This window comes from Nocardioides sp. GCM10027114, assembly GCF_042659625.1.
Classification (GTDB): Bacteria; Actinomycetota; Actinomycetes; order Propionibacteriales; family Nocardioidaceae; genus Nocardioides.
In genome coordinates this window covers 416,467-427,988 of record NZ_JBHSSS010000026.1, presented here as the reverse complement: position 1 = coordinate 427,988, position 11,522 = coordinate 416,467, and the positions used below count along the sequence as shown (strand labels likewise).

Genomic DNA, 11,522 nt, shown 5'->3' with positions numbered 1-11,522 from the left:
GGCCCGGACGGGGGGCCGGCGACACCTGTGGGGGTGCTCGCGGTGCAGGACAACGAACAACAGACGCTGTCGCAGGCCTTGGAGGAGGCCCAGGCGGCGCTCGGCCTCCTGTCGGGCATCGATGCCTTCGTGGTCGGGCTCCGGCCCGGCTGCGACGAGGTCGTGTCGGTCAGCGCCGGCGCCCTGGCGTGCACCGGGATGCGCCTCGAGCAGCTCGTCGGCAGACCGCTGTGGCGGACGATCGTCCACCCCGCCGACCGGTTCGCGATGCGCCAGCTGCTCGCCCCCGACTCACCCCTGGGTCTGGTCATCGAGTCGAGGCTGCACACCCGGTGGGGCACCCTCGTCCACACCTGGAGTCGCCGCGACATCGACCTCCGGCACGACGGACCCTGGATCCTCCTCAGCGCCCAGGCCCACGAGCCGGACGGGCCCGGCGCGTACCCCGCACCCTTCGCGGACGCGTCGCTGTTCCAGACCGACCGCGACGGCAGGATCACCCGGGTCGGGGTGGATGCGGAGCAGCTTCTCGGGTACGACGCCGCCGAGCTCCTCGGGCGGCCCGCCCTGCACCTGTTCGAGCCGGCCCAGGTGGCGCACCGTGCCGATGCCGCCGGGCTCGAGGCCGGACCCCAGCTGCTGCGGGCGGACCCGCGCTGCTTCGACCGGCGTCGGCGCGAGCAGCAGGTCGATCTCGGGGACCTCGACCGCCGGCAGGGCGAGCGCCCCCGGCAGGAGCCCGGGTCTTGCGACTGGAGCCTCGTGCACAAGGACGGACGCGAGCTGGTGGTGTCCCTGACGGTGCGCCCGCTGGCCGCCCCGGGCGGCGAGCCGGTGGGCTACCGGTTCTCCGGCCGTGACGTCACCGAGGAGCGCCGGACGAGCAGCCTCCTGGTCCGGGCGCTGCTCCGGGAGAAGGATGCGGCCGGTCGGGCAGCGCAGCTCGACAAGGCACGGACCGAGTTCGTGGCGGCGGCCAGTCACGAGCTGCGCACCCCACTGGCCTCGATCCTGGGGTACGCCGAGCTGATCAGCGACCAGGCCCACGCCCTGCCGCCGGAGCTGCGGCAGTTCGTCGACGCCATCGTGCGCAACACCGAGCGGCTCCAGCACCTGGCCGAGGACCTGCTGACGCTGTCGCCCCACTCCGGCCAGATCCCGCTGCCCGACGACGTGGTGGAGCTGGCCGAGGTCCTCGCCGCCGTGGCCGAGACCATCGAGCCGATCGCCGCGGCCCGGGGCATCCGACTGGCCACCACGACGAGGACGGCGTCGCCCCTCCTCGTGCGTGGCGTCGGATCCCGGCTCGAGCAGGTCCTGGTCAACCTGCTGGGCAACGCCCTGAAGTTCACCGGGTCGGGCGGCGAGATCGGCTGCCACCTCGATCGCGAGGGCCTCCAGGCCGTCATGGAGGTGACCGACACGGGCATCGGGATCGACGCAGCCCACCTCCGCGAGATCTTCCTGCCGTTCTTCCGGGCTCCCGAGGCCACGAAGCGTGCCATCCACGGGACCGGGCTGGGACTCAGCATCACCGAGCAGATCGTGAACGAGCACGGCGGCAGCATCGACGTGGCGTCACGCGTCGGGCGCGGCTCGACGTTCACCGTCCGGTTCCCGCTCGTCTGCGAGGCCGACCCGGAGGCGGGATGAGCCGGAGGCGCGTCGTCGGCAAGCGCCCTGCGTACGTCACCGGCGCGGCGGCCGGCGTGCTGCTGCTCTTCGTCAGCATCGTCGTGGGCGCCGAGGGCGGCAGCCGCATGTCGCAGGAGCGGTTCGACAGCGGCCTGACCGGCTCCTCCGGCGCGACCTCCCAGGCGCTCGAGGAGTACTTCGACCGGGCCCGGGCGATCGACCTCCTGATGGCGAACACGCCGTCCGTGACGCAGTACGTCGCCCGCGGCAGCGACCCGGCGGCCGACGGTGGGCACACGCACGGACACGCGGCTGCCGAGCTCGGCCAGATCAACAGCATGCTGGCCTACCTCGAGGACCTGTACGGCAACACCATCTCCTCGGCCAGCCTCCTCGACCGGCACGGCGTCGAGATCGCCCGTTCGGTGTCGGGGGACACGGCGCTCCGCGACGACCTCCCCCACGAGGCCGAGAACCCCTTCTTCGCGGACACCTTCGCCACACCGGTGGGGAGGGTCCACCAGGCGCTCCCCTACCTGTCCCCCGACACCGACGAGTGGGTGATCTCCAACTCGACCGTGGTGCCCGACGGCAAGGGTGACCCCGCTGCGGTCATGCACTTCGAGGTCACCCTCGACAGCTTCCGCGAGCAGCTCGCGCAGGCTTCCTCGCCGGGCACGGAGGTGCGCGTCATCGACCTGCGAACCGGCGGAACGGTGCTCACGACCGACTCCGTCTCCATCGGCGGGTCACTGGCCGCCAGCGACGCCGCCGGTCGCATGGTGGCCGACAGCGATGCCGTCTCGGGCTCGTTCACGGAGGGGGACCGGCGGTTCGCCTACCGGAAGCTGACCCGCACGCCGGACAACCTCAACCACTGGGCCGTCCTGGTCAGCAAGCCGTACGCCGCGTCGGTCTGGACGACCGCCCCGGGCCAGGGCGCCCTCGCGGCGGCCCTGGCGGCGTTCGTCCTGCTGGGCACGCTGCTGCTCGCGATGCTGGGCGGCCAGCGAGACCTGCGCCGCCGTGCCAGCACGGACCCGCTCACCGGGCTGGCCAACCGCGCGGTCCTGCTCAGCTGCCTCGAGCAGGTCGAGGTGCCGCGCGGTCGGGGTGCCTCGATGCTGATGCTGCTAGACCTGGACGGCTTCAAGGAGGTCAACGACACGATGGGCCACAGCCGGGGCGACGAGTTGCTGTGCGAGGTCGCACGGCGGATCAGCTCCGTGGTGCGGGACTCGGACCTGGTGGCACGCCTCGGCGGCGACGAGTTCGCCGTCCTGCTCGAGGACGTGCCCGGGGGGCCGTCGGCCGGCGAGACGCTCGCCCAGCGGATCCTCACGGCGATCCGCCTGCCCTTCGACTTCGACGGCACCGGCGTCCGGATGGACGCCAGCCTGGGCATCGCGGTCGTCGGCGAGCACGGCGAGACGCCGGAGGTGCTGCTCCAGCGCGCCGACGTCGCCATGTACCGCGCCAAGACCGCAGGGATCGGCTACGCGTTCTACGACGCGGACGAGGACCCGCACAGCACCCGTCGCCTCGGCATGACCGCGGGACTCCTCGACGCGATCGAGCACCGCCACTTCGAGCTGCACTACCAGCCGAAGGTCGACACGGAGTCCGGCGACGTCGTGGCCCTGGAGGCGCTGATCCGGTGGGTCCACCCCACCCTGGGTCCGTTGGCGCCGGCCGAGTTCATCCCGATTGCGGAGAAGACAGGCCTGATCCGTCCGCTGACCGAGGCCGTGCTCGACATGGCCCTGGCCCAGTGCAGGGAGTGGCACAGGTCGGGTCACCCGGTGCCCGTCGCGGTCAACATCTCCGCGGTCGACCTCGCCGGTGACGCCCTGGTCGAGCACATCGCCTCGCTGCTGGCCACCTACGGCCTTCCGGCGAGCGCGCTGCAGCTCGAGCTGACGGAGAGCGCCATCATGGTGGACCCAGAGCGCGCGCAGCGCGTGCTGGAGCGCCTCGCCGACATGGGCGTACTGCTCGCTGTCGACGACTACGGGACGGGCTACGCCTCGCTCACGTACCTCAAGCGCCTGCCCGTGACCGAGCTGAAGGTCGACCGACTGTTCGTCTCCGGCGTCACCCACGACGACGCCGACCGGATGATCGTCAGCTCCACGATCGAGCTGGCGCACCGGCTCGGGATGAGCGTGGTCGCCGAGGGGGTCGAGGACGGGATGACCATGAGCTTCCTGCGCGAGCACCGCTGCGACAGCGCCCAGGGCTTCTTCCTCGCCCGGCCGATGCCGCACACGGACGTCACCGCGTGGCTCGACGGTCGGTCTGTCGACGCGGCTGCGCGGCCTGCGCAGGACCCGCGCGGCGACGCACCGCACACGGCTCGTGGGCACATCACGCCCGCCATGGCCTCGCCGGCCAGGACCCTCAGGCAGCCCTGACCCCGGACGCCAGCGCGGCCAGCACCAGCGCGGTGCGCACCAGCCCCAGCAACGGACCGAACGGCAGCGCGAAACCGACCCAGAAGACCAGCTCCAACGGGAGCAGGGCCAGCGCAAGCCACAGCGCGGGGACGTTGCCCAGCCAGAGCAGGACCCCGATCGCGACCTCGGCGGCGCAGACGGCGACGAAGGCGACCAGCAGCGTGGTCCCGGTCGGGATCCCCCAGCGCAAGAACGGACCGCCGCCGTACGTGGGGAAGCCGAGGAAGGTCCACACCTCGCCGTTGCGGGCGAGGTGCCACGCGCCGTACGCGCCGGGCAGGCCGAACCCCAGGCCGAGCACGAGCGAGCAGACGGCAGCCGCCCTGGTCACGACTGCCCCTCAGGCGGGCTGCCGGCCGCGGACCGCGGTGATGTGGCGGCGGTAGCGGCGCCGGCCGGTGAGGTGCCACAGCAGCTTCACGGGGGGCGGGAGCTGGCCGAACATCACGGCCACCTCCTCGGGCGTCGCTACCTCGACCATCTGACCGGTGGCGATCCACCGCTGGGCGGGGGTGAACTTCTCGAAGGCGCGCTCACCGACCTCCTGCCACTCGGCCGGGGTGAGGTGACGGTCGATCAGCGGCACCACGACCCGTTCCTCCTCGTCGAGGTGTGCCTCGAGCACGAGCAGGAACTCGTCGAGGCGGTCGGCGAGACCCGCCGACGTGGCCGTCGTCGGACCGGAGCGCCAGGCCGCCAGCGCGGTGCGCACTGCGGCCACCGAGAGGTCGATCTGCTGGTGCTGCTCCTCCATCCGCTTCACCAGCGGCGCGTCGAGGCCGCAGCGCTCGAGGAGCCGGGGCCAGACCAGGTCGTCCTCGGTGGTGTGGTGCAGGTGCAGCTCGTGGAGCAGGAAGCCGAGGTGGTCGGCGACCGCCCCCACCCGCGACGTGCCCGCCGCTGGGGTAGCCGCCACGAGCATCCTCACCTCGGTGAGCTGCCGCCGGAAGATCCGGTGGATGAGCGGCATCTCGCGGGTCGCCGGCCCCACGGGCCCGCCGGCCGACCGCCCGCCGTGCATCGCGTCCATGGCCTCGCTCCTCTCACCCGAGAAGGACCACGCCGACCGACTCCCTCGCCGACTCCCTCGCGGCCTCCCTCGCGGCCTCCCTCGCGGCCTCCCTCGCGGCGAGGCGTCGCGATTTGTTCAGGTAACCTGAATACTCTTCCTCAGGAGAGATGTCAATGGACGAGTCGCTGAACACCGTGTCGATGCTGGGCCAGGCCTACAGCCTGCTCGGCTTCCAGGTCGTGGACGGCGTGGTCGGCGCCGGCTACCCGCAGAAGCCGAAGCACTCCGCGGTCTTCGCCCAGATCTCCCCCGCTGGCTCCCGCCTGACCGAGCTCGCCCGGAAGGCGAACATGACCCCCCAGGCCATGGGAGAGCTGGTCGACGAGCTCGTCGACATGGGGTACGTCGTGCGGCGGCCCGACCCGGCGGACGGCCGGGCGAAGCTCATCGTGCTGACGAAGCGGGGCAGGGACGCCGTCGCGGCGGGGCGCGCGACCATCGAGGGCATCGAGGAGCAGGTGACCGCGGCGCTCGGCGACCGGGGGCACCGCGAGCTGCGGCGGCTGCTGACAAAGCTGCTCGCGGTGACAGGCAAGTGAGGCCGACGGCGCTCGGCGCGGCGGCACCGGCGAGGAAATGCACGAGGCCGGACCCGCGCGGGTCCGGCCTCGATCTCTCAGGGAGAGAGTGGTGGAGCTGAGGGGATTCGAACCCCTGACCTTCTCATTGCGAACGAGACGCGCTACCAACTGCGCCACAGCCCCAAGCGAGGCGCAACGTTAGCACCCGCTCTCGCGCACCGCCGAATCAGGACCCGACGGCGCGCTGCCCCTCGCCCTGCCGCTGCGCGCGGGCTGCCCGGTCGGCCTCGTCGGCCTCGCGGGCGAGCTGGGAGTCGGCGTCGGTCCGGCCTGAGGTCCAGACGCCGGTGGAGTCGAGGTCGATGGTGCGGACCGTGCGGCGGGCGGCCGCCGGCTTGGTGACGTAGGTCGGCAGCGTCATCGGCATCGGGTCCCACAGGCTGGGGTCCGTGACCGCGGGGATCCGACCGGTGTCCGCCAGGTCCTCGACGGCGACCTCGCCGACGCCGGTGGGGGCGCAGTTCTCGTCCCCGGTCTCGGGGAACGACCCCGGGATCCGGACGGCGGCGGGCCGGCGCCGGATGCCGCGCTCGCGGCGCACCATCAACCGGCACGCGACGAGCCAGGCGACCAGCAGCCCGCCGGGGATGGCGGCGTACCAGCCGCTGATCAGCCCGAAACCGGCGAGCGTCACGACGACCGCGTTGGCGAGCAGCAGCAGCCCGAGCACCCGACGGCGCCGGCGGGCGGCGCGGTTGGCGGCCTCCCTGTTGTACGCCGGTCGGGCCGGCCGCTCCTCGCCGCGAGCGTCGGCCGGCTGAGCCGGCTGGCCGGCCCGGCTGGGCTTGGTGACGACCACCGGCGGGGCCGGGGCCCGGCCCGGCGTGACGACCAGGCGGGCGTTGCGGGCGGTGACGGGCTCGCGGCGCGCGAGGACGCGCATCGTGTGGGAGAAGCGGTCGACGGAGCGGCTGCGCACCACCTCGTCGTGGTGCTTGAGCGCCTTCGGGATCAGGTAGACGGCCCACGCGACGGCGAGGGCGACGAAGATCAGAGCGCTGAGGTCCACGTGTCAGAGGTTAGGAGCGCGGACGCAAGTGGGGACGCATGTCAAGTGGTGTGTCGCAAAACAACCTGTGTGACTGGTGTGATTTCGCGGCGACCGGGGAAGGAGGAGGGGTCGCGAGGGTTCCCGCGGGCTCCGAAGCGATCCCCGGCTATCCGGGGATTCGTGGTGCGCGCGTGCGCAACCGCAGGTCAGGGTCCCTGTTTCACCTGCGGATGCGCACAAGTGAGCGGGTCCGGAGTCGGTACCCAGCATCCCGGGCGCCACTCCCCCAGGGGTCTCGACGGGCTCGACCGGCGGTGGTCACCGTCCTGCGCGCGTCGGTCTCGACGGGCTCGACCGGCGTTGGTCACCGTCCTGCGCGCGTCGGTCTCGACGGGCTCGACCGGCGGTGGTCACCGTCCTGCGCGCGTCGGTCTCGACGGGCTCGACCGGCGTTGGTCACCGTCCTGCGCGCGTCGGTCTCGACGGGCTCGACCGGGGTTGCTCGCGGTCGACTGCCGATCCCGTCAGGAGGAGGGCAGCCGGGAGACCAGGCCGCCGGGGGGCAGCTCCTCGACGGTGATCGCGTAGAGCCGGTGGTCGCGCCAGTCGCCGTTGATGTGCAGGAACCGCGGGGCGTAGCCGATCTCGGGGATCCCGAGCTTCTCGACGACGCGCAGGGAGTTGGTGTTCTCCGGGCGGATCGCGATCTCGATGCGGTGCAGGCCGGCGGTGGTCAGGCAGTGGTCGATCGCCAGCGCGACGGCGGTCGGCATGACGCCGCGGCCGGCGTACCGCTGGTCGAGCCAGTAGCCGACCGAGGCGAACTGGGCGGAGCCGCGCACGATGTTGTTGACCGTCAGCTGGCCGGCGAACTCCCCGCCCACCTCGACCACGAAGGGGAGGACGGAGCCGTTGCGGGCCATCGCGTTGAGCCGCCGGACCAGCTGCCGGAACGTCGTGGGGCGGGCCTCGCCACCGGGCGGGACCGTCGCGTCCCACGGGGTCAGCCAGTCGGCGTTGCGCTGCCGGGCGTCGCGCCAGGCGCGGCGGTCACCCGCGTCGATGGGCCGAAGCGTCACCTCCCCGTGGGTGAGCCGCGCGGGCCACCCGCGATTCAATGGTCGCTCCCGACGACCTGCTCCACCGCGTGGACCAGGACCGGCTCGAGCACGGCGAGACCGTCCTTCACGCCGCCGCGCGAGCCGGGGAGGTTGACCACCAGGCAGCTGCCCACGACGCCGGCGACGCCGCGCGAGAGCACGGCCCCGGCCACGCCCTTGGCGACGCCGGCCGCGCGCATCGCCTCCGCGATGCCAGGCACCTCGAAGTCGAGCAGCGCCCGGGTCACCTCAGGAGTGCGGTCGGTGGGGGTGAGTCCGGTGCCGCCGGTGGTGAGCACCAGCCGGGCGCCGGCCACGGCGGCCGAGGTGATCGCCTGCCCCACCGGGTCGCCGTCGGGGACCACGACCGGGTCGCCGACGGCGAAGCCGAGCCGGCGCAGGAAGTCGACGATGACCGGGCCGGTCTCGTCGGCGTAGATGCCGGCGGCCGCGCGGTTGGAGGCGACCACCACCTCCGCGAGCGGGCCGGTCACGTCCTCGCCGCCCCCCGACGGGCCGGTCACGGACGGGCCCAGTCGCCGGACCGGCCGCCGGACTTGGTCTCCACCCGTACGTCGGTGATGACCGCTGCCTTGTCGACCGCCTTGACCATGTCGACCACGGTGAGCGCGGCGACCGAGACCGCGGTGAGCGCCTCCATCTCGACGCCGGTGCGGTCGGTGGTGCGGACGCCGGCCCGGATCTCGACGGCGTCGTCGGCGACCTCGAGGTCGACGGTCACGCCCGAGATGGCCAGCGGGTGGCACAGCGGGATCAGCGCCGGTGTCTGCTTGGCGCCCATGATCCCGGCGAGCCGGGCCACCGCGAGGGTGTCGCCCTTGGGCACGCCTGCGCCACGCAGCAGTGCAACCACCTCGGGTGAGACCAGCACCCGGCCGGACGCCGTGGCGGTCCGGTCGGTGACGTCCTTGCCGGAGACGTCGACCATGCGGGCCGCGCCGCTCTCGTCGACGTGGGTCAGCCGGTCCCCCTGCGGGTCCCCCGGTCGGTCCCCCGGTCGATCCCCCTGCCCCATCAGAACTCCTCGTCCAGCCACACGATCTGCACCTGCTCCCCCGCCGGCACCGAGGTGACCTCCTCGGGGACGACGACGAGCGCGTTCGAGGCCGCCAGGTCGCCGATCAGGTGCGACCCGTGGCCGCCGACCGGCGTCACGAACGGGCCGCCGCGGTCGACGGCGTACTCGCCGCGGACGAACTGGCGCCGCCCGGCCGGCGAGCTGATCGGGTGGGTCAGCCGGGCCCGGGTGGTCGGCCGCGACCAGGGCTTGCGACCCATCATCTTGCGGATCGCCGGCAGCACGAACGTCTCGAACGAGATGTACGACGAGACGGGGTTGCCCGGGAGCGTGAAGATCGGGGTGTCGTCCTCGCCGACGGTGCCGAAGCCCTGCGGCTTGCCCGGCTGCATCGCCACGCCGCCGAACCAGACGGTGCCGAGCGGCGCGAGCGCCTCCTTGACCACGTCGTAGTCGCCCTGGGAGACGCCGCCGCTGGTGACGACGATGTCGGCGCGGACCAGCTGGTCGCCGAGGGTGTCGAGGAAGGCCTGCGGCTCGTCGGGGACGATGCCGACCCGGTAGGCGACGGCCCCGGCCCGGCGCGCGGCGGCGGCGAGCAGGTAGGAGTTGCCGTCGTAGATGGCGTCGGGGGCGAGCGGGGTGCCGGGCTCGCGCAGCTCGGAGCCGGTGGACATGATCACCACCCGCGGCCGCGGCCGGGTCACCACGGTGCCGCGGCCGACCGCCGCGAGCAGGCCGAGGTGCCGCGGGCCGAGGACCGTGCCCTGCTCGACGAGCAGGTCGCCCTCGGCGACGTCCTCGCCGGCGCGGCGCACGTGCTGCCCCTCCCTCGGGGCCTGGGTGATCCGGACCCGGGCGACGCCGCGGTCGGTCCACTCGTAGGGCACCACGGCGGTGGCGCCGGCCGGCACCGGCGCGCCGGTCATGATCTTGACGGCGGTGCCGGGCGACATCGCCAGCAGCGAGGCCTGGCCCGCGCCGATCTCGCCGGTCACCGGCAGCTCGACCGGCTCCTCGGCGGAGGCCCCCGCGACGTCCCCGTGGGCGACGGCGTAGCCGTCCATCGCGGAGTTGTCGAAGGTCGGCAGCGAGATGGGCGCGACGACGTCCTCGGCGATGGCGAGCCCGAGCGCGTCCATGAGCGGCTGCGGGAACGCCGGCAGCGGCGTGACCGCGTCGAGGACCCTCCCGAGCAGGTCCTCGACCGAGGCCAGCTCGTCAGGCATCCGCGTCCGGCTCCTCGTCCGCGCCGCTGCCGACCACGGAGCCGGGCTCGACGCGCTGGGCGGAGTCGGCCTTGAGCTTCACCTCGCCGACGAGCCGCACGTCCCGGCCGAAGGTGAAGTCGCCGTCGACGTGGACCTCGCTCGCGTCACGCATCGAGGGGGCGCCCTCGGGGAAGCGCTTGTCGAACTCGCCGACGTACTTGTAGAAGCTGCTGTCGAGGTCGACGAACGGCACCTGTGGCGCCGTCTGGTCGAGGACGTAGTCGCCGCCGAGGTCGTAGACGTCGGAGCGCAGCACCAGCAGGTCGTTGGTGGTCTTCACCGGGACGAACCGGTCGCGGCCGACCTCGATGGTCTGCGCGCCCTCGAAGATCTCGATGGCGGCGCCCATCGCGGTCTCGATCTGGATGACCTCGGGCGTGGAGGGGTCGCTGGGGTCGACGTGCTTGACGTTGCGGATCAGCGGCAGGCCGAGGATGCCGCCGCGCTTGTCGAGCTCGGCCTGCATAGCGCGCAGGTCGAACCACAGGTTGTTGGTCGAGGAGTACTTGTGCCGGTCGAGGTCGGCGAGCGCCTCCTTGTCCTCCTCGAGCGTCTGCGCACTCTCGCGGAGCACGATCCGGCCGTCCCGCTTGCGGCGCGCGAAGTGGCCGCCCTTGCGGTCGGAGGGGGTACGCCGGACCGCCTCGATCGCGAACGGCGCGCCGGAGGTCGCGAACCAGCCGGCGACCCGGGCGTCGGGGACCGCGCCCAGGTTGTCGGAGTTGGAGACGAAGACGTAGCGGTAGCCCGCGTCGATCAGGGTCGTCAGCAGGCCGGTGCCGCGCAGCGCGGTGTAGAGGTCGCCGTGGCCCGGCGGGCACCACTCCAGGTCGGGGTCCTGGGGGTGGCTGACCGGAGTCAGGTCACGGGCGAGCAGCTTGGGCTCCTTGTTCTGCAGGAACTCCAGCGGCAGGCCCTCGACCGGCAGGTCCTCGTAGCGGGCGATCGCCTCCATCGTGTCGGCGGAGGTGCGGAAGCTGTTCATGAAGATCAGCGGCAGCGGCACGCCGTACTCGCCGCGCAGGTGGAGCACCTGCCGGGCGATGATGTCGAGGAAGGACAGCCCGCGCCGCACGCACAGCAGCGACTTCGCGCGGTCCATGCCCATGGAGGTGCCGAGCCCACCGTTGAGCTTGATGACCGCGGTGGCGCGGATCGCCTCGGCGGCGTCCTCGTCGGACACCGAGACGTCGGCGAGCGACTGCATGTCGTGCGGCTCGATGGTGGACTCGGGGATCATCCCGGTCTCGCCGTGCTCGAGCAGGCGGTAGTAGTGGGCGAAGGTGTCGATCGCCACCTCGTCCACACCCGCCGCCGCCATCTTCTCGCGGGCCTTCTGCAAGCCAGGGCTAGCCATGCTCCCGATCGTAGGCTGGC

The 11,522-nt window shown here is 72.8% G+C and carries 11 protein-coding genes and 1 tRNA gene; 3 read left to right on the top strand and 9 right to left on the bottom strand.

Annotated elements, in window-relative coordinates:
* The first annotated feature begins 33 nt into the window (after window positions 1-33).
* Window positions 34-1,653, top strand: coding sequence for an ATP-binding protein (locus ACFP2E_RS16495; protein WP_378539353.1), 1,620 nt, complete (start codon window positions 34-36; stop codon window positions 1,651-1,653).
* A complete protein-coding gene (locus ACFP2E_RS16490; RefSeq protein ID WP_378523893.1) occupies window positions 1,650-4,049 on the top strand; it encodes a putative bifunctional diguanylate cyclase/phosphodiesterase in 2,400 nt (799 codons plus the stop codon). Before ACFP2E_RS16495 ends, ACFP2E_RS16490 begins: the two co-directional genes overlap by 4 nt.
* Here ACFP2E_RS16490 and ACFP2E_RS16485 read toward each other — a convergent pair.
* On the bottom strand, window positions 4,036-4,422 hold the full coding sequence (locus tag ACFP2E_RS16485) for a hypothetical protein (protein WP_378523891.1): 387 nt from the start codon (window positions 4,420-4,422) through the stop codon (window positions 4,036-4,038). The two genes, ACFP2E_RS16490 and ACFP2E_RS16485, sit on opposite strands and share 14 nt — an antisense overlap.
* A 9-nt stretch (window positions 4,423-4,431) precedes the next feature.
* A complete protein-coding gene (locus ACFP2E_RS16480) occupies window positions 4,432-5,121 on the bottom strand; it encodes a hemerythrin domain-containing protein (protein ID WP_378523890.1) in 690 nt (229 codons plus the stop codon).
* A gap of 155 nt (window positions 5,122-5,276) precedes the next feature.
* Between ACFP2E_RS16480 and ACFP2E_RS16475 the strand changes: the two genes are divergently transcribed.
* Window positions 5,277-5,702 carry a MarR family winged helix-turn-helix transcriptional regulator gene (locus ACFP2E_RS16475; RefSeq protein ID WP_378523889.1) on the top strand — a complete coding sequence of 142 codons (426 nt, stop codon included), beginning with the start codon at window positions 5,277-5,279 and terminating at the stop codon, window positions 5,700-5,702.
* Between the two features lie 89 nt (window positions 5,703-5,791).
* On the opposite strand, the gene ACFP2E_RS16470 is transcribed toward ACFP2E_RS16475, so the two are convergent.
* The 7 genes from ACFP2E_RS16470 to ACFP2E_RS16440 all read right to left on the bottom strand — a co-directional run bounded on the left by ACFP2E_RS16470 (window position 5,792) and on the right by ACFP2E_RS16440 (window position 11,502).
* A tRNA-Ala gene (locus tag ACFP2E_RS16470) sits at window positions 5,792-5,867 on the bottom strand.
* 43 nt (window positions 5,868-5,910) lie between these two features.
* Window positions 5,911-6,753, bottom strand: a complete 843-nt coding sequence (locus tag ACFP2E_RS16465) for a hypothetical protein (protein ID WP_378523888.1) — start codon at window positions 6,751-6,753, stop codon at window positions 5,911-5,913.
* Window positions 6,754-7,259: 506 nt separating this feature from the next.
* Window positions 7,260-7,814, bottom strand: a complete 555-nt coding sequence (locus ACFP2E_RS16460; RefSeq protein ID WP_378523887.1) for a GNAT family N-acetyltransferase — start codon at window positions 7,812-7,814, stop codon at window positions 7,260-7,262.
* A gap of 35 nt (window positions 7,815-7,849) precedes the next feature.
* Window positions 7,850-8,359 (bottom strand): molybdenum cofactor biosynthesis protein B, encoded by a 510-nt coding sequence (locus ACFP2E_RS16455; RefSeq protein WP_378523886.1) that lies wholly within the window; start codon window positions 8,357-8,359, stop codon window positions 7,850-7,852.
* Entirely contained in the window at window positions 8,356-8,871 is a 516-nt protein-coding gene (moaC, locus tag ACFP2E_RS16450) for a cyclic pyranopterin monophosphate synthase MoaC (RefSeq protein WP_378523885.1), read from the bottom strand. The genes ACFP2E_RS16455 and moaC overlap by 4 nt, the downstream gene beginning before the upstream one ends.
* A complete protein-coding gene (glp, locus tag ACFP2E_RS16445; RefSeq protein WP_378523884.1) occupies window positions 8,871-10,103 on the bottom strand; it encodes a gephyrin-like molybdotransferase Glp in 1,233 nt (410 codons plus the stop codon). The genes moaC and glp overlap by 1 nt, the downstream gene beginning before the upstream one ends.
* Entirely contained in the window at window positions 10,096-11,502 is a 1,407-nt protein-coding gene (locus tag ACFP2E_RS16440) for a UTP--glucose-1-phosphate uridylyltransferase (protein ID WP_378523883.1), read from the bottom strand. Before ACFP2E_RS16440 ends, glp begins: the two co-directional genes overlap by 8 nt.
* Window positions 11,503-11,522 lie beyond the last annotated feature (20 nt).

What these genes read in the sequence shown, in the direction of transcription:
- ACFP2E_RS16490 (WP_378523893.1), top strand. Translation starts at nt 1,650, where the DNA reads ATGAGCCGGAGGCGCGTCGTCGGCAAGCGCCCTGCGTACGTCACCGGC.
- ACFP2E_RS16480 (WP_378523890.1), bottom strand. Translation starts at nt 5,121, where the DNA reads ATGGACGCGATGCACGGCGGGCGGTCGGCCGGCGGGCCCGTGGGGCCG.
- ACFP2E_RS16475 (WP_378523889.1), top strand. Translation starts at nt 5,277, where the DNA reads ATGGACGAGTCGCTGAACACCGTGTCGATGCTGGGCCAGGCCTACAGC.
- moaC (WP_378523885.1), bottom strand. Translation starts at nt 8,871, where the DNA reads ATGGGGCAGGGGGATCGACCGGGGGACCGACCGGGGGACCCGCAGGGG.
- glp (WP_378523884.1), bottom strand. Translation starts at nt 10,103, where the DNA reads ATGCCTGACGAGCTGGCCTCGGTCGAGGACCTGCTCGGGAGGGTCCTC.
- ACFP2E_RS16440 (WP_378523883.1), bottom strand. Translation starts at nt 11,502, where the DNA reads ATGGCTAGCCCTGGCTTGCAGAAGGCCCGCGAGAAGATGGCGGCGGCG.